18 protein-coding genes are annotated in these 20,713 nt (G+C 28.1%); 14 read left to right on the forward strand and 4 right to left on the reverse strand.

Annotated elements, in window-relative coordinates; translation table 11 throughout:
- Window positions 1-22: 22 nt before the first annotated feature.
- The 7 genes from greA (at window position 23) to X274_RS07250 (ending at window position 6,990) form a co-directional block, all read left to right on the forward strand.
- Window positions 23-523, forward strand: a complete 501-nt coding sequence (gene greA / locus X274_RS07220; RefSeq protein ID WP_047266153.1) for a transcription elongation factor GreA — start codon at window positions 23-25, stop codon at window positions 521-523.
- Window positions 510-2,024 (forward strand): lysine--tRNA ligase, encoded by a 1,515-nt coding sequence (lysS, locus tag X274_RS07225; RefSeq protein ID WP_047266154.1) that lies wholly within the window; start codon window positions 510-512, stop codon window positions 2,022-2,024. Before greA ends, lysS begins: the two co-directional genes overlap by 14 nt.
- Window positions 2,025-2,122: 98 nt before the next feature.
- Entirely contained in the window at window positions 2,123-2,317 is a 195-nt protein-coding gene (gene rpmB, locus X274_RS07230; protein ID WP_047266155.1) for a 50S ribosomal protein L28, read from the forward strand.
- 257 nt (window positions 2,318-2,574) lie between these two features.
- Window positions 2,575-4,857, forward strand: coding sequence for a DNA polymerase III subunit alpha (gene dnaE, locus X274_RS07235; protein ID WP_052913235.1), 2,283 nt, complete (start codon window positions 2,575-2,577; stop codon window positions 4,855-4,857).
- Window positions 4,858-4,960: 103 nt separating this feature from the next.
- Entirely contained in the window at window positions 4,961-5,419 is a 459-nt protein-coding gene (gene rimP, locus X274_RS07240) for a ribosome maturation factor RimP (RefSeq protein WP_047266156.1), read from the forward strand.
- Window positions 5,420-5,434: 15 nt separating this feature from the next.
- The gene (gene nusA / locus X274_RS07245) at window positions 5,435-6,460 is read left to right on the forward strand and encodes a transcription termination factor NusA (protein ID WP_047266157.1); all 1,026 of its coding nucleotides are present in this window, start codon (window positions 5,435-5,437) and stop codon (window positions 6,458-6,460) included.
- Window positions 6,461-6,564: 104 nt separating this feature from the next.
- Entirely contained in the window at window positions 6,565-6,990 is a 426-nt protein-coding gene (locus X274_RS07250; RefSeq protein WP_047266158.1) for a Fur family transcriptional regulator, read from the forward strand.
- A gap of 115 nt (window positions 6,991-7,105) precedes the next feature.
- On the opposite strand, the gene yihA is transcribed toward X274_RS07250, so the two are convergent.
- Window positions 7,106-7,684 carry a ribosome biogenesis GTP-binding protein YihA/YsxC gene (gene yihA, locus X274_RS07255; protein ID WP_084822680.1) on the reverse strand — a complete coding sequence of 193 codons (579 nt, stop codon included), beginning with the start codon at window positions 7,682-7,684 and terminating at the stop codon, window positions 7,106-7,108.
- A 5-nt stretch (window positions 7,685-7,689) separates the two neighbouring features.
- The gene (gene lon / locus X274_RS07260; RefSeq protein WP_047266160.1) at window positions 7,690-10,050 is read right to left on the reverse strand and encodes an endopeptidase La; all 2,361 of its coding nucleotides are present in this window, start codon (window positions 10,048-10,050) and stop codon (window positions 7,690-7,692) included.
- Between the two features lie 534 nt (window positions 10,051-10,584).
- Between lon and X274_RS07265 the strand changes: the two genes are divergently transcribed.
- The 5 genes from X274_RS07265 to malE all read left to right on the forward strand — a co-directional run bounded on the left by X274_RS07265 (window position 10,585) and on the right by malE (window position 15,124).
- A complete protein-coding gene (locus X274_RS07265; protein WP_052913240.1) occupies window positions 10,585-11,313 on the forward strand; it encodes a WecB/TagA/CpsF family glycosyltransferase in 729 nt (242 codons plus the stop codon).
- A gap of 78 nt (window positions 11,314-11,391) precedes the next feature.
- Complete coding sequence (locus X274_RS07270; RefSeq protein WP_047266161.1) at window positions 11,392-11,751, forward strand: DUF1622 domain-containing protein; 360 nt, start codon at window positions 11,392-11,394, stop codon at window positions 11,749-11,751.
- Window positions 11,738-12,715, forward strand: a complete 978-nt coding sequence (gene dprA, locus X274_RS07275; protein WP_052913236.1) for a DNA-processing protein DprA — start codon at window positions 11,738-11,740, stop codon at window positions 12,713-12,715. Before X274_RS07270 ends, dprA begins: the two co-directional genes overlap by 14 nt.
- Before the next feature lie 2 nt (window positions 12,716-12,717).
- Window positions 12,718-13,767 (forward strand): hypothetical protein, encoded by a 1,050-nt coding sequence (locus tag X274_RS07280; RefSeq protein ID WP_047266162.1) that lies wholly within the window; start codon window positions 12,718-12,720, stop codon window positions 13,765-13,767.
- 148 nt (window positions 13,768-13,915) lie between these two features.
- Entirely contained in the window at window positions 13,916-15,124 is a 1,209-nt protein-coding gene (gene malE / locus X274_RS07285; protein WP_047266163.1) for a maltose/maltodextrin ABC transporter substrate-binding protein MalE, read from the forward strand.
- A gap of 81 nt (window positions 15,125-15,205) precedes the next feature.
- Here malE and X274_RS07290 read toward each other — a convergent pair whose 3' ends face one another.
- Window positions 15,206-16,027 (reverse strand): MBL fold metallo-hydrolase, encoded by an 822-nt coding sequence (locus X274_RS07290; RefSeq protein ID WP_047266164.1) that lies wholly within the window; start codon window positions 16,025-16,027, stop codon window positions 15,206-15,208.
- 234 nt (window positions 16,028-16,261) lie between these two features.
- Between X274_RS07290 and yfcE the strand changes: the two genes are divergently transcribed.
- Both yfcE and X274_RS07300 read left to right on the forward strand, forming a co-directional pair.
- Window positions 16,262-16,813: a phosphodiesterase gene (gene yfcE / locus X274_RS07295; protein ID WP_047266165.1), complete on the forward strand. Its 552-nt coding sequence runs from the start codon at window positions 16,262-16,264 to the stop codon at window positions 16,811-16,813.
- Window positions 16,814-16,900: 87 nt separating this feature from the next.
- Window positions 16,901-18,682 (forward strand): 5'-nucleotidase C-terminal domain-containing protein, encoded by a 1,782-nt coding sequence (locus tag X274_RS07300; RefSeq protein ID WP_047266166.1) that lies wholly within the window; start codon window positions 16,901-16,903, stop codon window positions 18,680-18,682.
- A gap of 45 nt (window positions 18,683-18,727) precedes the next feature.
- Here the strand turns inward: X274_RS07300 and X274_RS07305 are convergent, their stop codons facing one another.
- Window positions 18,728-20,707: an ATP-dependent helicase gene (locus X274_RS07305; RefSeq protein WP_047266167.1), complete on the reverse strand. Its 1,980-nt coding sequence runs from the start codon at window positions 20,705-20,707 to the stop codon at window positions 18,728-18,730.
- Window positions 20,708-20,713 lie beyond the last annotated feature (6 nt).

A 20,713-nucleotide genomic window follows, 5' to 3' on the forward strand; every position in this document is an offset into this window, starting at 1 on the left:
GAAATTCAAGGAGGTTTAAAATATGGTACCAGGTGAAAAGATACAACTTACAAAAGAAGGTTATGAAAATTTAATAAAAGAAAAAGAAGCGTTAAAGAAAAAATTAATGACTGAAATCGCTGAAAGAATAAAAGAGGCAAGAGAATTAGGTGATTTATCTGAAAATAGTGAATATGAAGAAGCAAAAAATGAACAGGGAAAGATTGATTCAAGAATAAAAGAAATTGATTATATATTGGAAAATGCAGAGGTTATTGATGAATCTGAAAGCAATAATGAGGAAGTTAATTTAGGGAATACAGTTATTGTTAAAGATTTAAAAAAGAATATAGAAGAAACCTATAAGATAGTTAATTCACAGGAAGCTGACATATTTTCCAATCCTAAAAAGATTAGTTCAGAATCTCCATTAGGAAAAGCTTTATTAAAGAAAAGAATTGGTGATAAAATAAAGTTTAAAACACCATCAAATAAAGAAAGAGAACTTGAAATATTAGCTATATTAAAATATGGAGGTGCTTGATTTGAGCGATTTAAGAGAGCAAAGATTAAAGTTGATAGAAGAAATTAGAAAAGAAGGAAAGAATCCATATCCTTACAAATTTGAAAAGGATATGAAAGTTGAAGAGATAAAAGAAAAATACAACAATATTTCTGATGGGGAATTATTAGAAAATGAAATATTTAAGTTTGCTGGTAGAGTAATGTCAATTAGAAAGCATGGAAAATCTGCTTTTATAGTAATAAAAGATGATACAGGAAGAATACAAGCATATATAAGAAAAGATAAAGTTGCTGACGGAAAATTTGATGAATTCAAAAAATATATGGATATTGGAGATTGGATTGGAATAGAAGGATTTCCTTTTAAGACGCATACAGGAGAATTAACTTTATTAATATTGGATTTTGAAATTTTGTCAAAAGCATTGAGACCATTACCTGAAAAATGGCATGGACTAAAAGATAAAGAAGTTAAATACAGACAGAGATATGTTGATATGATAGCAAATGATGAGAGTTTAAAAACATTTGTAACAAGATTTAAAGCTATTAGATATATCAGGGAATTTTTATCTTCAAAGGGATTTATAGAGGTAGAAACACCAACATTGCATCCTATTTTAGGTGGTGCAAATGCAAGACCATTTGTAACACATTTAAATGTTTACGATGTTGATATGTATTTGAGGATAGCTCCCGAACTATATTTAAAAAGACTTGTTGTTGGTGGAATGGAAAAAATATTTGAAATTGGTAAGAATTTCAGAAATGAAGGTGTTTCTTATAAACATAATCCTGAATTCACGATGATGGAATTATACCAGGCATATGCTGATTATAATGATATGATGAAAATTACAGAAGATGTTTTATCATATGTTGTAGAAAAAATACATGGTACAACAAAAATTAATTATCAAGGAGTAGAAATTGATTTCAAACCACCTTTTAAAAGAGTAAAGATGAGAGATTTTATAAAAGAACATCTTGGGGTTGATATTTTAGAGGATTCAGATGAAAGAATGATAGAAGTTTTAAAAGAAAATGGAGTTGATGTTCAGGTAGAAGATAAAGGGCATTATATAGATGAATTGTGGTCGTTAGTTGAAGGCAAAATAGTTCAACCAACATTTGTATTGGAACATCCTGTTGAAATATCACCATTGGCTAAACGCCATAGAGAAGACCCAAGAGTTACAGAACGATTTGAATTAATCATATATGGCAGAGAATTAGCAAATGCATTTAGTGAATTAAATGACCCTGTAGATCAATTACAGAGATTCAAAAAGCAAGTGGAATTAAAGGAAAAAGGTGATGATGAAGCTCAGATGATGGATCTTGATTTTGTTAGAGCTTTAGAATATGGGTTGCCACCAACAGGTGGTCTCGGAATTGGTATAGATAGATTTGTTATGTTCCTTACTAATGCGGAAACAATAAGGGATGTTATAGCTTATCCAATAGTAAAGCCAATGAAATTTGAAGATGAAGAGAAATTAATTGAAAATGATGAATAAAATTAACCTTATTTAAATATTAAATTCATCTTTATGTATATAATATATAAGGTGCATTAAATATAATAAATAATAAAATATATAGGAGGCTGATTAAAATGGCTAGAGTTTGTGAAGTGTGTGGGAAAAGACCAACAGCAGGCAATAGCGTTGCTCATTCTAAAGTAACAACAAGAAGATGGTGGAAACCAAATATTCAAAAAGTTAAGGTTGTTTTAGAAGATGGAACAATAAAAAGAATGAATGTTTGTACGAGCTGTTTAAAAGCTGGAAAAGTAAAGAGAGCAATATAATAATAAAGTCTCGCAAATTGCGAGACTTTATTATTATATCCCTAAAATTGATTTTTTTAGAAATATTTTACCAATGTTTGACCAGCTTGCTATTAGCAAGCTGGTTTTGTGTTATAATAGCATTGAAATCAGTTCGGAAAATCATATAAATTGAATTATAAAAGAATTGGAATGTGTAAAATATTAACAAATATTACTAAAAGAAAATTTTAATATTTATTTTTTATATGGAGTATGCATTTAATGAGGTGATTATTTTGAAAATATTAGGTCCTGTTGTAACCTCTAAAACAATTGGACAATCTTATATTCAAATAAGAGATTTGGTTCCACTGGCAAAAAAATATAATTATTCATCTATTGCAATATTAGAAAACCATCCAAAATCGTGGATAGATTTCATACATACATGCAATTTGTATAAGATAAAGCCTATAATATTTTTTGAATATAAAAACAATGTCGCATTACTTAAAAATACAGAAGATCTTAAAAAAGCTATAAGAATATATAATGGAATGAAAGATAATTTATATTTTTTCGCCAGTAAAAAAATTTTAAGAAAAATAGTATATCCAACGAAAAGATTTTCAGAATTAATAAATAATCTTAATGGTGATTATATAAGGAAAAATTACAGTATTGAAAATTATATTGATAATAAATTATATAATTATATTTTAAGTATAGATACTAATTATGATATTTCCAAATTTTTTGTTAACATTCCTAATATGGGAGGATTTAAAAAGTTATATGAAAGTATTCTACCAATAATAAAAAAAATACCGGAAAATTACATGGATAGATTGAAATATGAATTAGAAATTATCAGAAAACTAAATGTTTCAGATTATATATTAACTGTAAAAAAGATAATCGATATTGCTAAAGAATCCAAAATACTAATAGGACCTGGAAGAGGTTCAGCCGTAGGTTCTTTAATTGTTTATATGCTTGGTATAACATTAATAGATCCTGTAAAATACAACCTTTATTTTGAAAGATTTTTAAACGAATCAAGACAGGAATTACCCGATATTGATGTTGATATTGAATCAGAAAAAAGAGACGTTCTTATTGAAAATTTGGCGAAAGAATTTAAAGTTGCTCAGGTTAGAACTTATGTAAGAATGAAAAGTAAAAGTGTTTTTAAAAAAGTCAAAAGTATTTTGGGAATAGATTATTCAAATAAATTTACAAAAAAAATAAGAGATAAAGAAAATATGAAATTATATAATAAACCGGAAATAAAAGATTTTTATACATTATCTTTTTATCTTGAAGGAATTGAAACAGCTGAATCCGTACATGCTGCGGGTGTAATTTTGTCAGATAAAAACATCGAAGATATCATACCACTTGATTTTTCAAGAAACATTCCTGCAACATTATGGGAGATGGACGAACTAAAGTTAATTGGCATAGAAAAATTTGACCTATTATCTTTAGATACGCTATCTTTATTAAAAAAATTCAACTTTCATTATTCTAAAGATAAATTTTTCAATTTATCCAATAAAAACGTATATAGTATGATATCAAAGGGTTTAACGGAGGGGATTTTTCAACTTGAATCGAATCTGGCAAAAAAATTAACCAGAAAATTAAGACCTAAAAATTTTAATGAATTATATATATTATTGGCATTAAATAGACCAGGCCCTCTAAATTCAGGAATGTTTGATGAGTATTTAGAAGGAAGTTCGAAAGAGTATTTAAAAGAGATGCTACCAGAAACAAAAGGGGTTATTATATTTCAAGAACAGGTAATGTATCTGGCACAAAAATTAGGCGGATTGGCAGCACATGAATCTGATAATTTTAGAAAAGCTATTGCCAAAAAGGATATTAAAAAAGTTACAGCATTAAAAGAAAAATTTATTTCGAATGCTGCCAAAAAAATTGGAGAAAAGGAAGCAAAAGAATTATATAAAAAAATAGAAATTTTTGCTCAATATGCTTTTAATAAATCTCATAGTGTAGCATATTCGCATTTGAGTTATTGGATTGCTGAAATAAAAAGTTTATATCCCGAAAGGTTTTATCTTGAATATATAAAGTATAAGGGATTTTCTTTTGATTTGTATAATGAAATAAAACTTATGAATATTAATTTATTACTACCTGATATAAATTTTCCATCAGGAAAATTTAAAAAAAGCGTTGTTATACTTCCATTGAGAACTATAAAAGGTGTTGGTGAGTTTGCAGAGAAAAGGATTTTTGAGGATATTAATAAGAATGGAAAATATACATCCTTTGAAGATTTTATAAAAAGAACTAAAAACATAGGAATTACACGAAATATTACAGAACAGATGGTTAAAGGAGGAGCGTTTAATAATATTGATAAAAATAGAAGAAAATTATTAAGGAAAATTTCTGAAATAGAAATGTATGCTAGCGACTCATCACAAAAAATTCTTTCCAGTGTTTTTGGGGAAAATTTACGAAAAAAAGATAAAGATATAGTAACTTCCAGAAATGATATAATTGCATTCGAAAAAGATGCATTCGGTTTTGCAATTTCCACTTGATTTTATAAAAAAAATGTGATATAATCGCATTGAAATAAATTATTTAAGATGTTCGAGGGCTTCGCCCTCGAACTCTCTTTTATTAATAAGGAGGTGCATTATTATGAAAATTGACCTGATAAAAGAAAAAGCTAATGAAATTGCTAAAAGGATGAATCTTGAAATATTTGATGTTTCAATGAAAAAAATCAGAAGAAAATTAAAATTAGAAATAATTATTGATAAGTTAGATGGGTATATTGGAATTGACGAATGTGAAAAGTTTTCAAGAGAAATAGAGGTATATCTTGATGAAAAAGACATAATAGATAGCTCTTATGATTTAATAGTTAGTTCTCCTGGATTGGATAGACCATTAAGAAGTTTAAATGATTTTATACGATTTAGAGGAAAATTAGCTAAAATAATCTTAAAGGAACGAATAGAAAATCGTTCTGTTGTTAAAGGATATATCGAGAATATAAAGGATAATACTATATTTATAAGAGAAAAAGATGGTGGAAAACTTTTAAATATTCCTTATACAAAAATACTTAGATCAAATTTAGAAATAGACTTATAAAGTGGAGGTGATTATATGAATGTGGTTTTAATAGAAGCATTAGAAGAATTGGAAAGAGAAAAAGATATAAAAAAAGAGGTTCTTTTAGAAATTATAGAAAAAGCAATAGAAAAAGCTTATAAAAATAATTATGAGATGGAAAATGTTGAAGTAATTGTGGACAAAAATCATGGAGAAATCTCAATATATCAACTTCTTAAAGTCGTTGAAAATGTTGAAAAAGAAGGTGAAGAAATTGCTTTAGAGGAAGCCAAAAAAATAAGTTCAAAAGCACAATTGGGAGATGTGGTTAAAAAGAAAATAAACCCGAAGAAAGAATTTAAAAGAATAGCTGCACAAACAGCTAAACAGGTTATAAAGCAAAGTATTAGAGAAATAGAAAAAGAAAATTTATATCATAAATATGCTCCACTTGAGGGTAAAATAACCACAGCAGAAGTATTATTGGTAACAAATGATTATGCGGATATAAGGATTGGAAAATTAGAAACAAAATTGCCAAAAAAAGAATGGATACCTAATGAAACTCTATATTCTGGAGACATCTTAAAAGTTTACATTAAAAGCATTCAAAAAACAACAAAAGGGCCTAAAATTCTTGTGACAAGAAATGCACCAGAATTTGTGGAAGAATTGTTCAAAATGAATATACCTGAAATTGAAGATGGTATAGTAAAAATAAAAAAAATATACAGAGAACCCGGAATAAGGAGTAAGATAGCAGTTTATTCAGAAGATCCAAAAATTGATCCAGTAGGTGCATGTATTGGTGAAAATGGTGTAAGAATAAGCCAAATATTAGATGATTTGAAAAATCTGGAAAAAATAGATGTTATTAGATGGTCAGATAATGTCGAAGAATTGATTAAAAATGCTCTGGCGCCTGCACAGGTTTTGAAAATTAAATTGGACAAAAAAAATAAAACAGCTTTGGTTCATGTCCCTGAAACTCAATTATCTCTGGCAATAGGTAAAGGTGGCCAAAATGCTCGTGCTGCGGCGAAGATTACCGGGTGGAAAATTGATATACACACTGTTTGAATTAAATAAAAGGGAACACAATTTTAATAATATTTAAATCAAAAAGTTTTTTTTTTGCTGTAAAATTGAATCGAACTAAAATATGAGGAGGCGGATTCTACACTATGTCCCAACAAATATTAAAAAAGGTTCTCAGAGATAAAAAACAAAGGATGACTGCACAAAGAGAGCTTATTTTAAAAATATTTATGGAATCAAAAGGAAGATTATTGAGTTTAGATGATGTATATATGAATATCAGAAAGAAAAAAAGCCATAAAACAAGTAAAATGACAGTAAAGAGAGGGATAGATCTTTTAGAAGAAATAGGTATTATTAGAAAGTTGGATTTTGAAGACGGAACACCGAGATATGAATTGATAGAAGATTTTGATGAAGACCCAAGAGTGCTGTTTATATGTGAAAATTGCGGAAAGGCATTAAAGTTGGATTTGGATAAAGAAAAAATAAGAAGTATTTTACCTTATGAAAATATTGAAATTAAAGATTTTGACTTGAAGATATATGGAATGTGTACTGAATGCAAATAATACTGCACTTAAGTGCAGTATTATTTTTATCAGATTGTGTTGATATTTCTATAATTAATTAAAGATAAAATTTTTATATTATAATAATTATAAATAGCAGGTAATTACTTACCTGCTATTTTAAATATTTATATATTTCATTTTTTAATAAGCCTATACCTTCACCAGTTTTTGAAGATACAGGAAAATATAAATATTCTCCATATTTTGATAATTCAGTTTGTATTATTTTGAATTTTTTATTTCTTTCCGATTTCTTTAACTTATCGAGTTTTGTAAGAACTATAATAAAAGGTATTTCTAGTTGCCTCAACCATTGTATCATTTCAATATCTTTCTTTTGTGGTTCATGCCTATGATCGATTAGCAAAAAGACCATCTGTAATGAATATCTGTTAGTAAAATAATCTTCCAATAATTGAGCCCATTTTTTCTTTTCCTCTTTTGAAACACTTGCGAATCCATATCCTGGTAAGTCTACAAGGTAACCTTTGTTATTTACACTATAAAAATTTATAGATCGAGTTTTTCCGGGATTAGAACTTATTTTTGCGATTTTTATACCAAATATTTTATTAAGCAAACTTGATTTTCCAACATTAGATCTTCCGGCAAATGCTATTTCTGAATTAAGAACAGGAGGGTAATCTCCTTTTATATATGCAGTTTTTACTAATTCTATTTTATTAGACATTTTCATCACCCCAGTAATGCTATTTTTAATACTTCTTCAATATTATTAACTTTATTGACTTTTATCCTTTTTAGAATTTCTTCTGGGATTTTTTCTAAATCTTTTTCATTATCTTTAGGGATTATTACTTCTTTAATTCCGCTTCTATATGCAGACAATAACTTTTCTTTAATTCCACCTACAGGTAATACTTTACCCATTAAAGTAATTTCGCCAGTCATAGCAATTTCATTGTTAACAGGATTTTTTAATATTGAGGAAATTATCGATGTTGTTAAAGTAATTCCGGCAGATGGACCATCTTTTGGTACAGCTCCTTCTGGAACATGTATATGAAAATTACAATTTTCAAATTTGTCTTTTAACTTTTCATCGAATTTTTCTATTAGCGCTTTTGATAGAGTTAATGCTATTTGTGCAGACTCCTTCATAACTTCTCCTAATTTACCTGTAATTATGATTTTTCCTTTGCCAGAGGTTATAAGCGTTTCAACCTGCAAAATTTCTCCTCCATATGCTGTCCAGGCCATTCCTGTAGCCACGCCTATTTCAGGTTTTTTTAATTTGTCTGATCTGAAATATGGTGGAGTACCTAAAAAATCAGATATATCTTTAACTTTAATAACAACTTTATTTTCACCTTCGGCTAATTTTAAAGCAGTTTTTCGCATTAATTTTGCCAGAACACGTTCTAGAGATCTCACTCCAGCTTCTCTTGTGTATTCAGAAATTATCTTTTGTAAAGCAGATTTATTCAATTTTATTTGAGAATGTTTTATTCCGTGTTCTTCCATTAAACGTGGGATTATATAATCTTTGGCTATATAATACTTTTCAGCATCAGTATATCCTGAAATATGTATAATTTCCATTCTATCCCTTAAAGCTGAAGGAATTGTATGCAACACATTAGCAGTAGTAATGAAAATCACTTCAGAGAGATCAAACGGTATTTCTAAATAATGATCTATAAAACTATTATTTTGTTCTGGATCAAGAACTTCTAAGAGAGCAGAGGCAGGATCTCCTTGATAAGAAATACCCATTTTATCAATTTCATCCAGTACAATAACAGGGTTTTTCACATTTAATCTTTTTATTAATTGAATTATTCTACCTGGCATAGCTCCCACATATGTTCTTCTATGTCCGCGTATTTCAGCTTCATCTCTTATGCCGCCAAGTGAAATTCTTCCGAATTTTCTTCCTAAGGCTTCAGCGACAGATTTTCCAAGGGATGTTTTACCAACTCCTGGAGCGCCTACGAAACATAGAATAGGTGATTTTGGTTTATCTGTTAATTTTCTTACAGCCAGAAATTCTAAAATTCTTTCCTTCGGGTCTTTTAAGCCATAATGATTTTTATTTAACAATTTTTCAGCTTCTTTTATATCCAATCTATCTTCAGTTTTATTATTCCAGGGTAAATTAATAATCCAATCTAAATACGTTCTAACGACATTAGATTCTGGAGAATATGGCGACATTTTTTCAAGTCTTTTTAGTTCGTACTCCGCTTTTTCTTTTACATAATCTGGCAAACCGGAATTTTCAATCTTATTTTTAATCTCTTTAAATTCTTCATCAGATTCTCCAGAGAGTTCCTCTTGAATAGCCTTTAATTTTTCCCGTAAATAAAATTCCTTTTGACCTTTTTCAATTTTTTCTCTTACTTTTGATTCTAAAACTTCTTCTATTTCCAATAATTCAATTTCTCTCGCAAGAAATTCCAATTCTAATTCTAAACGTTTTTTAGGGTGTAACTCTTCCAATAATTCTTGTTTTTCTTCTAGTTCAAGAGGTAAAACAGATGCTATTAAATCACTTATAATTTCAGGATCATTAGTATCTTCTAACACCATTATTGCTTCTTGAGGGAATTTTTTTGTTAAACTAATATATTTTTCAAATAGATCTTTTGCTTTTCTCACCAATGCCTCTAAAGTTTTTGTGATTTTATATTTTCTTTCAAGAGGTGAAATTTCAAATTTAAATAGTTCTTCTGTTTCAATAACTTTTTTGAATTCAGCTCTTTTCAATCCTTCAACTAAAATTTTATACTCCCCTTCTGGTGATTTTACTATTTGAACAATTTTTCCAACAGTTCCGATTTTATATAAATCTTCAATTTTGGGATTTTCCTGTTCTATATGTTTTTGTGAAACAAAAAAAATCATGTTGTTGTATTTCTCAAGAGATTCTTCAAGGGCTTTTATAGATTTTTTTCTTCCGATTAACATTGGTAATATGGAATTTGGAAAAATTACTAATTTAGCTCTTGTTGCAATTACCGGTAATTCTTTTGGAATACTTTCCTGAAAAGATTTATCTATGAATCTATCTATAGCACTTTTTTTATTATCCATGCAATCAACCTCCATTTTTATTGTAAAATTAACATTCATATTAATAAATTAAGACAGAAATATGGTAAAATATAAAATTGAGTAAGGTTTATCAATATACAGTCCGTTATATATTTTAGCACATTAATTATAATTTATTAGGTATTTAAGGTAAAGATAAAGAAAAAATAAATAGAAGCGTTTATTAAAAAAAGTTTATACGGTGTCCAAAAAGTCAAATTCACTCAGGCAGCTCGATTGCTAATCCTTAAAATTATTCATTCTCAGCCGTCGCTCAAACAATACATCGTGTATTGTTCCGCTCAAAATTACATCCATGTAATTTTGACGGCTTACATTTACGCTTAGATTTTTTAGGATAAAAAATCTAAGGGAAAAAGATTTATAATTATATAATAAAAATCTTTTATCCTATACCCGCGGTAGCGTGTAAGGGCAATCTTCGAGCCTTCGTTTCATTTAAGACTTTTTAGACAACCTAAAAAGTTTATAAAAAAAATTGTATATCAAAAAGGTGGGAATGATGTGACTCAAATGATACAATTATTTGGTTTAAAATTATTATCTGGTAAAAAGGAAGAAATGTGGAATTTTATAAAAAGAAAAATAAACTCAGATGAAAAAGTTTGGGTTGTAACTTTAAACGCATTAATGTTTTTAGAATATTTTAAAAATGATGAATATAAATATGAATTACAGAATGCAACAATATCAATACCAGATGGTATTGGTGTTGTAAAATATCTCGAAAAATGGGGATATACAACTGAAAGATGTCCAGGAATAGATACAATGTTAAAAATTTGCGAATGGCAGGAACATAAAATATTTTTATTGGGGTCTCAACCTGGGGTTGCAAACAAGGCAAAAAAACACTTAGAAAATAAATATCCGGATATTTCTATTGTTGGAACACATCATGGCTATTTTGATAATACAGAAGAAGTAATTGATAGAATTAATAATAGTGGAGCTGAAATCCTTTTTGTAGGGATGGGCGTTCCAAAACAGGAAGAATTTATTTACAAAAATATTCATAGATTAAATGTAAAATTAGCTATGGGTGTTGGAGGGAGTATAGATGTTATATCCGGTAAGATACCAAGGGCACCGAAAATATTTCAGTTTTTTGGATTAGAATGGTTATATAGAATGTTAAGAGAACCAAAAAGATTCAGGAAATTTCCTGATTTGATGAATTTTTATTTTAAAATTTATAGATCTAAAGAAATGCCTATAAATTTAGAAGTTATCAATTTATAGCAACCAATTAAAGGTTGCTTTTTATTTTTTAAATTTTTATGATAAAATTGTTATTAATGAAGATAAAGGAGTGGTTAAATGGAAATTCATCATGTTGTCGAAATTCTTGTTGATTACGTTTCAAATATATCTTATATTTTAGCTATGATTGTAATAGTATTTGGGATGATAAAAGGATTTTCTATCTTTTTAAAGGATGTACTTTTTGGAAAAGAATCTGAAGTGAGTATATGGGAAAGCCGGTTAGAACTTGGACATTCTTTTTCACTGGGGTTAAGTTTTCTGATAGGAGCAAGCATCCTTAGAACAACAGTATCTCCAACATGGAATGATACCGGACATCTGGCAACTATAATTGCAATTAGAACCACATTAAATTATTTTTTAACGAGAGAAATTAGAGAACATAAAAAGGATGTTAAAAATGATTCAAGATAGTATTATATGGATGAAGGAATTTTTGAAAGAGCCTAATAAAAAAATAATCGATAATATTAAAAATAATAAAGAGCCTATGATTGAGTATAAACAATTAAAAGAGTTTTATAATATTTTGAAAGAAAAGGATATAAAGGTTATTACTTTTTTTGATGAAGAATATCCTGAAAAGTTAAGGCGAATATATAACTCGCCATTAGTCTTATATATAAAAGGTAATGTAAAATTATTGAAAGAAAAATCTATTGGAATAGTAGGATCCAGAAAATGCACAGCATATGGAAAAAATATAGCTTTTTCCTTTTCTGAAATATTATCAAAAAAATACGTCATAATTAGTGGTATGGCTTATGGAATAGATTCATTTGCTCATAAAGGTGCTATAAAAAATAAAACGATAGCGGTTTTGGGTAGTGGTGTGGATATTCCATATCCCGCTTTTAATAGGTCCTTATATAATGAAATATTAGAAAATAATGGATGTATTATCTCAGAATATGCTCCAGGTACGCCTGCTCAACCGTTTAGATTTCCTGAAAGAAACAGAATAATTGTTGGATTGAGTAGTAGCATAATTGTAATAGAAGCAGCTAAAAAAAGTGGTTCTTTAATAACAGCTAGATTAGCAATAGAAAGTGGTATAGATGTTTATGCGATTCCTGGGGATATAACAAAAAAATCTTCTGAAGGGACAAATAATTTAATATATAATGGTGCAATACCGATTATATCTAAAACCCATTTAAAAGAACTTTTTAATCTTGAAAATACTAATAATATTGATATTCAAAATCCATTGGACTTTAAAATAATTGAGGCTATAACGAATAATTTTAATACATTTGAAAAAATTATATATTATACATCTGAAAAATCATCTATTATACTGCAAAGGCTAACAATGTTGACTTTAGAGGGGATAATAATAGAAAATAATGGAATTTACTATTACAAAGGGGGATGATTATGAGAAAAAGTGTGCTTTTTTTGTTAATCATATTTTTATTTATACTAAATTCCTGTTCTTCGCAACCCAAAACGGAACCTTATGAATATTTTTCTTCTGCGGATAATGCCTTTACCGAGATTGTAGTGGAAGGAAAAGGAATTAATTATGAAGAAGCAGAAACCAACGCACGTATTCAGGCTTTACAAAATATAGTAGGAATGAAATTATATAATCAAACAACTGTAAAAAACTTCAAATTAGTTGATAAAACAATACTTTCAAAAACCTATGGGTTTATAAAAGGTTCTGAAATATTACAGAAAACAAGTGAAAATGGAATTTATAAAATAAAAATAAAGTATAAAGTTTCAAAAAATTTAAAAGATGATGATTATTTTTATATTTTACAACAGATGAAAAAACCAAAAATAGGTGTTTTTATTCCAATGACAAGGAGTAATGATTTTTATATAAAAATTGCGGAAACAACTATTGAAGGAAAATTAAGTAAATATGGTTTTAATTTATTTGATTTGGGGAAAATACGAAAAGTATCAGATAAAATAAATTTAGCTAATGAAGGACTTGACATTTTAATTGAAGGTAATATATATGCTGAATATTCTGGAGAATATTATGGTTTGAGTACAGCAAGAAGTAAAATAGGTCTTAAAGCCTATTGGACGTCAACAGGTAAATTGGTTGCAAGTGTGTCTGCTGAATCTGGAGGTTCTGATGTAACGAAAATAGGTGCTATAAAGACAGCTGTAAGAAAAAGTTCTGAAATTGCTGGTGAAAAGCTTTCTAAAGAAATAATAAAGACATGGATGAATTATCTTGCAAACGGTCTTCCCGTCCAGATTGTTATATTAGATATTTCAAATGAAAAGTATCAAAAAATTTATAATTTAATAACGAGTAATTTTAAAGTATATTCTTATAATTATTCTAATAATACAGCTATTTTTGAAATAGAATCAAAAATTTTTACAGATAAACTATATAATTTGTATTTTAAGGATTATGATTTGATTACACAAAATATGCTATATTTAGTTATAAAATAACTTTTTTAATTTTTAATTAACAATAAATCGTTATAATCGTTTATAAACTCCATTGAAAATAAAAAAAGATATAGAAAAATATAAAATTATGTGTTATAATTTTACTGTAACAGTTTTTTTATAAAAATAGTAAAGGGAGGGTAAAAAGATGAAAAAAGCTGCAGTATTAACATTATTGGTATTATTTGTATTTACTTCTATATTTGCAGTATCAAACAAAATAGTAGTATGGTCTTCAGAAAAGCAGGTTGATTTTATGAAAGCATTTGGTGAAAAATTTACAAGAGATACAGGAATATTGGTTGAAGTGCAACAGGTTAATTTTGGTGATATTAAATCAAAATTTTTGACTGCTGCACAGGCTGGAGAAGGTCCTGATATTATTGTTGGTGCTCACGATTGGGTTGGAGAATTAGTTGAAAACGGTTTAATCGATTCAATTCCATTTTCTGCTATAGAAACAGATAAATTCGCACAATCAGGTTTAAACGCTTTCACAGTAAATGGAAAACTATATGGTGTTCCTTATGCAATTGAAGCTGTTGCTTTATTATACAATAAAGATTATGTTGAAGAAGCACCGAAAACTATCGAAGATTTAAAAGCCATTGCTGGAGAATATACAACTGATGAAACATTAGGATTTGTTTATGACGCAGGTAACTTCTATTTTTCATACGGATTTATAGCAGGAAATGGTGGTTATGTTTTCAAATGGACAAAAGAAAATGGTTATGACGTAAATAATATTGGTTTAGCAAATGATGGGGCAATTAAAGGTGCTGAATTAATTAAATCTTTCTTTGATGAAGGCTTAATTCCACAAGGAGCTAATTATGGAACAATGGATTCAATGTTTAAAGATGGTTTAGCTGCTATGATTATCAATGGACCATGGGCTGTAAAAGACTATATAAATGCAGGAATAGATTTTGGAGTATTACCTTTAACAGAATTAAAATTATCTGATGGTCACTATGGAAAACCTTTTGTTGGAGTACAGGGATTAATGGTAAATGCAAGAAGCGAAAATAAAGCTCTGGCAAAAGAATTTGTAATTAATTACTTAGCAACAAAAGAGGGAATTTATGAATTCTATTTAGCAGATCCAAGATTACCAGCAAGAACAGATGTTGCTAAAATTATCGAAGAAAAAGGCGGACCTGTTCCAAAAGAAATCGTTGATGCATTTGTAAAAAGTGCAGCAGGTGGGGAGCCTATGCCAAATGTTCCAGAAATGGGTTCAGTTTGGGGACCAATGGGAGATGCATTATCTCAAATTATAAATGGTCAATTAGAACCAGCTCAAGCTTTAAAAGAAGCTGTTGAAAAAATTAAAACATCAATTTCTAAATGAGCGAATAAACAAATGACGGCTAAGCCGTCATTTGTTTATTATTTAAGTTTCAGAATATTAAAATAAATCAAAGGCATGAAATTATTTGTTTATTTTTAAACCATCAAATGCTGGAATAATATTATGTTTAGAATATATATTTTCTAATTCTGAATGAACAGGATTATGTAAATGAGAAAAATGAGTAACTATAAAATCTGTTTTTTCATTAATGATATTTTCTTTTTCGAATACATCTTTTGTTTCTAATATTTCTTCGTAACCCATATGAAATTCATATTTTTTGTTAAATCCCATAGTAGCATCTAAAATTACAATATCCAGATATCCAATTTTATTTTTTATAAAATCCACACTTTCTTTCAGGAATTTTCCTGTATCTACACCATACAAAATTTTTATTCCATTTTTTTCTACAATATAATTCAAAGGAGTTTCATCATAACCTGAAGTATGATATGCTTTTAATGTATATATAATATAACCATTTAAATGTAGAGTTTTAAATGGCTCAACTGACATTAGACTTATTTTGGGAAGATCAGTATTGTTTTTTATGATTGTACCTAAATTATCAGGAACAATTAAGTCTATATGTGGTAAATCATCAAAAGAACCAGAAAATATAGGACTGCGATATTCAAAGTTTTTAAAAAATAGATGATCAGAATGGCCATGAGTTATTAAAATATGCATAAATTTAGATAAATCTTTGCCAAATCTATTAGCTGATGCGACTATGTCTGGGCCAAAATCAATTAATATTTCTTCGTCAATTAAAATACTTGATCTTAGTCTGATACTTTTTTGACCTTCTTTTCTAGCGTTTTTACAATTTTCACATGAACAAAAAGGATTTGGAAAACCTTCTGATGCAGCCGTTCCTAAAAATAAAATTTCCATAACCTTTCCCCCTTGAAGATTAGTTTTCTTTAATTATACCATATTTGCTCCATAAATACACACCTAGCGGTGGGCAAAAGAGGAAAAACAAAATAATATTATAAAACAATTGAGCTAACGCACACCTAACGGTGGGCAATTTTTGGATATATTAAAAGATGTATTGTTATTTATAGCAAGATTGTGGTAAAATATACAATGTAAATAATAACTTTAATTTTGTGGAGGTAAAATATGAAATTAGCTATAATTAGTGATACACACGGTTCAATATTTTGTTTTGAAAAAGCTTTAAAATATATAAAAGAAGCTGATAGATTGATACATCTTGGAGACTTTTTATATCATGGCCCGAGAAATTCATTGCCAGAGGGTTATGAGCCAATGGAACTTGCAAATAGATTAACAACATTTTCTAAACGAACATTTGTAACCGGGAATTGTGATTCGCCAATAGATTTAAAATTGTTAAATATACCGGAATCAACACCCTATGTAATTGAAAGTTATGGTCCATTTAATTTTTTCTTCGCTCATGGCTGGGATCCTGATTTAGAAGATTCGATATTATTGGCAAAAAAATATAATTGTCAATATTTGATTCATGGTCATACACATATTCCAAGATTTGATAAGGTTGATAATATTGTTGTAATAAATCCGGGAAGTATGTCTATTCCAAAAGAAAATTCGCCTAATAGTATTTTATTGGTTGAAGTAGATATGGATTCCATAGAATTTAAATTTATAGATATTTTAAAAGATATTGTCTATATGGAATATTAATATGTATTTTTAAAAATTTGATGTACATTTTTTTGTAAAAAGTGGTATAATAATATTTACCAATATAACAAAGCAGGGGGTGTATGTATGAGAAAGTTTCTTATTCTTTTAAGTATTTTAATTATTAGTTTGGCTATTTTTGCAGAAGAAGTAAACCTGGTTATTCTTCATACCAGTGATTTACATGGAAATATATTTCCTGTAAATTATGCAACAAATAAGCCTTATTATGTAGGGTTGGGAAGAGTTTCAACATTTTATAAAATGGAAAAAGAGAAAAATCCAAATGTCTTTTTAATTGACACAGGTGATTTAATCCAAGGGACGCCTTTAGAATATTATCATGCAAGAATAGATAATGGTCCTGTTGATCCAATGGTTAAAGTTATGAACCATATGGGATATCTTGCTTCAATTATAGGAAACCATGAATTTAATTATGGTAAGAAAGTTTTAAATAAAGCAATATCAGAAGCAACATTTCCATTCTTAAGTGCTAATATAGTAGATAGAGATACAGGAAAACCAGTATTTAAACCATATATGGTTTTCGATTATAAAGGTATTAAAATAGGTATTCTGGGGTTAACTACAAAATTTATTCCAAATTGGGAAGATCCGAAAAATATAAGGAATCTTGATTTCTATGATCCAGTTGAGGTTGCAAAAAAATATGTAAAAATATTAAGAGAAAAAGAAAAAGTTGATGTTTTAATAGTAGGTTATCATGGAGGATTTGAAAGGGATTTAAATACTGGAAAACCAACTGAAGAATTAACTGGAGAAAATCAGGGATATCAGTTGTTAACAGAAGTTCCAGGAATAGATGTTTTGTTGACAGGACATCAACACAGAGCAATTTCAGGAGTTTATAATGGTGTTGCAGTATCTATGCCAAAAAATTGGGGTAAAATGGTTGGAAGAATTGAATTAACTCTTGATAACTCAAATGGAAAATGGAAAATAGTTTCAAAGAAATCTGAATTGTTAAATTCTAAAACTGTAGAATCAGACAAAGAGGTTTTAGCTTTAGTTCAGGATTATGAAGATAAAGTTCAAAAATGGTTAGATCAACCAGTTGGAACCGCAAAAGGCGATTTTTATGTTTACGATCCTTTAAAAACGAGATTAGCAGATAATGCACTTATAGAATTTGTAAACAGAGTACAACAAACTTATTCTGGAGTAAAGATTTCTTCAACTGCATTGTTTAATAATGATATAAAAGGATGGAAATCTGGACCTGTTACTTTAAGAGATATAAATGGAGTTTATATTTATCCAAATACTTTAAAAGTATTGAAAGTTACAGGTAAAGATATAAAAGATGCAATAGAGAGAAGTGCGGACTATTTTGTATTAAAAGATGGAAAGGTTGAAGTAAATAAATCATGGGTTGATCCTAAACCTCAACATTATAATTATGATATGTGGGAAGGTATAAGATATATTATAGATGTTAATAAATCTGTTGGAGAAAGAGTAGTATGGCTTGAGTATGAAGGAAAACCAGTTGAAATGAATAAAGAATATGAAATTGTATTGAATAATTATAGAGCCGGTGGCGGTGGAGGATATTCCATGTTTAAAGGAAAACCAGTTGTAAAAGAAGTAATGATGGAAGTTTCAGAATTAATGGCTGATTATATAATGGAACATAAAGTTATAGAAGCTAAAGTGGATAATAATTGGTATGTTGCAACAGATATTATGTATAATGTAAAATCAGGAGATACTTTGTTTAAATTAGGAAGAATGTACAATGTAAATCCTTATGCAATAGCAAAATGGAATAATATCAAAAATCCAGATTTAATTTATATTGGACAAAAATTAGTAATATATAAACCAGCAATTTCTAATAATTAAAAAAACAACCCCTTCAAGGGGTTGTTTTTTTAGTCTGGTGTTTGTTTATTCTTCATATCCAATTTTCCAGTATTCAACAAGGTGTTCAGGAATTTTATCGGTAAAATCAGGAAGTTTTTGTCTCATATAAAATGAGTTGCCATAATATGGTTTTGCTGTTCCTGTTAATTGTTTAACTATATATAATTCATCTTTTGCCCTGGTTACCGCGACATAAAATAACCTTTCTTCTTCATCAAGTTTTTTATCTTTTAATGCCATGCCATTTGGGAAGTCTCCAGGATTAACAGAAATTATTATTACTACTTTCCATTCGAGACCTTTAGCGCCATGTACTGTTGTTAATGTTATCTTTTCTGTTTTTTTATCTTTATCAGCATTCTGAATTTCAATGTTTTCGCTTAGTGCAAGTTCTTCGAGAAATTTATCAAGAGTTTCATATCTTGAAGCAATTTCTGATAATCTTTCTATGTCAAGTTTTCTTGAATAAGCATCTTTAAAATTAAGCTCTAAATATTCTCTATAAAATTCAAAATAAATATAATCGATTAAATCCTGTGGGTTTTCTGTTTCATTTTCATATAAATATAATATTATATCTTTTAATTTTGGATACTTTTTAAGATTGATATTCTCAAATGCATCATATGGTGTTGTATATTCCATCAGGTTAGAATAAAAACTATTTGTTATTTTTGATACAGTTTTTTGCCCAATCCCGGGAAATAATTTTAAAGTTCTTGACCATGAAATATTGTCAAATGGATTATTTGTTATTTTTAAAAATGCTAGTATATCTTTTATATGTCTTGTTTCGATAAATCTCTTTCCTGATAATAATTTATATGCTATTTTATTAGCATCTAATTTTTGTTGCAATGCCATAGAAAGACTATGGGATCTATATAAAATAGCTATTTCATCTGGAGAAATACCTTCATTAAATTTATTTTCAATTAATTGAACAACGAAGTCAGATTGTTCCAATTCATCATAAGTTTTTACGATTTTTGGTTTTATATTATATGAAGATCTATATGGTTTTAATTTTTTTGGAATTGAATGTGTGGGAATTAAATAATTTTCAAGATTTACAATTTCTGGAACACTTCTATAATTTGTTTGAATTTTAAATAGTTTTACATTTTTATGATTCGTGAAATCATCAACATTTTCAAATCTTGAGCCTCTAAATGAATAAATACTTTGAGAGTCGTCACCAACTACTATTAAATTTTTATGAACACTAGATAGAAACTCTACAATTCTCAGTTGAACTAAACTTGTATCCTGAAATTCATCTACCAATACCCATTTAAACTTTGAAGCTATATGTTTTCGAATATCTTCATTTGTTTCTAATAAGTGCAATGTATTTATTAACATATCATCATAATCCATTGCGTTGATTTTTTGTTTTAATTCAATATATTTCATGTATATTTTCTCAATGTCATTTTCGAAATTTATCAGATACGAAGCGATATCTAAAATTGCTTCTCTTATGGACTTTAATGTATTAGCAGCATAACCTATAATTTTTAATATAACGCCTTCATTTGGAATTTGTTTTGCTTCTTCTTTGGATAAATGTTCTTTATATTCATTTTTAGCTATTCTCATTAAATCCTTTGAATCTTCAGAATCAAGAATAGAAAAATTATTTTCATAACCTATTATTTTCGAATACCTTCTTAAAATTATATTACATATATGATGAAATGTTCCAGCTGTCAATGATGAAGTGTCTACATTTGTTACATTTCTAACTCTTTCTATCATTTCTTTTGCTGAAGCTCTTGTGAATGTGACTAATAATATATTTTCTGGTCTGATTCCTTGAGATAATAAATATGCAATTTTATAAGTAATAACCCGGGTTTTTCCGGAACCCGGGCCTGCAATTATTAATGTTCGGCCATTTGAATTAATAACAGCATCCAATTGTTCGTCATCAAGTTCTTCTTTAAAAAATTCTGGAATAATGTATTCAGTTTTTTTTAAATTAAAAATTTTTTCTTTCATAATATT

The sequence above is a fragment of the Marinitoga sp. 1155 genome, from assembly GCF_001021175.1.
GTDB lineage: Bacteria > Thermotogota > Thermotogae > Petrotogales > Petrotogaceae > Marinitoga.

What these genes read in the sequence shown, in the direction of transcription:
- yihA (WP_084822680.1), bottom strand. Translation starts at nt 7,684, where the DNA reads ATGTCTAATAAAATAGAATTAGTAAAAACTGCATATATAAAAGGAGAT.
- malE (WP_047266163.1), top strand. Translation starts at nt 13,916, where the DNA reads ATGAAAAAAGCTGCAGTATTAACATTATTGGTATTATTTGTATTTACT.
- X274_RS07305 (WP_047266167.1), bottom strand. Translation starts at nt 20,707, where the DNA reads ATGAAAGAAAAAATTTTTAATTTAAAAAAAACTGAATACATTATTCCA.
- X274_RS07280 (WP_047266162.1), top strand. Translation starts at nt 12,718, where the DNA reads ATGAGAAAAAGTGTGCTTTTTTTGTTAATCATATTTTTATTTATACTA.
- dprA (WP_052913236.1), top strand. Translation starts at nt 11,738, where the DNA reads ATGATTCAAGATAGTATTATATGGATGAAGGAATTTTTGAAAGAGCCT.
- nusA (WP_047266157.1), top strand. Translation starts at nt 5,435, where the DNA reads ATGAATGTGGTTTTAATAGAAGCATTAGAAGAATTGGAAAGAGAAAAA.
- lon (WP_047266160.1), bottom strand. Translation starts at nt 10,050, where the DNA reads ATGGATAATAAAAAAAGTGCTATAGATAGATTCATAGATAAATCTTTT.
- X274_RS07265 (WP_052913240.1), top strand. Translation starts at nt 10,585, where the DNA reads ATGATACAATTATTTGGTTTAAAATTATTATCTGGTAAAAAGGAAGAA.
- rpmB (WP_047266155.1), top strand. Translation starts at nt 2,123, where the DNA reads ATGGCTAGAGTTTGTGAAGTGTGTGGGAAAAGACCAACAGCAGGCAAT.
- X274_RS07270 (WP_047266161.1), top strand. Translation starts at nt 11,392, where the DNA reads ATGGAAATTCATCATGTTGTCGAAATTCTTGTTGATTACGTTTCAAAT.
- greA (WP_047266153.1), top strand. Translation starts at nt 23, where the DNA reads ATGGTACCAGGTGAAAAGATACAACTTACAAAAGAAGGTTATGAAAAT.
- rimP (WP_047266156.1), top strand. Translation starts at nt 4,961, where the DNA reads ATGAAAATTGACCTGATAAAAGAAAAAGCTAATGAAATTGCTAAAAGG.
- X274_RS07300 (WP_047266166.1), top strand. Translation starts at nt 16,901, where the DNA reads ATGAGAAAGTTTCTTATTCTTTTAAGTATTTTAATTATTAGTTTGGCT.
- X274_RS07290 (WP_047266164.1), bottom strand. Translation starts at nt 16,027, where the DNA reads ATGGAAATTTTATTTTTAGGAACGGCTGCATCAGAAGGTTTTCCAAAT.
- X274_RS07250 (WP_047266158.1), top strand. Translation starts at nt 6,565, where the DNA reads ATGTCCCAACAAATATTAAAAAAGGTTCTCAGAGATAAAAAACAAAGG.
- lysS (WP_047266154.1), top strand. Translation starts at nt 510, where the DNA reads ATGGAGGTGCTTGATTTGAGCGATTTAAGAGAGCAAAGATTAAAGTTG.
- yfcE (WP_047266165.1), top strand. Translation starts at nt 16,262, where the DNA reads ATGAAATTAGCTATAATTAGTGATACACACGGTTCAATATTTTGTTTT.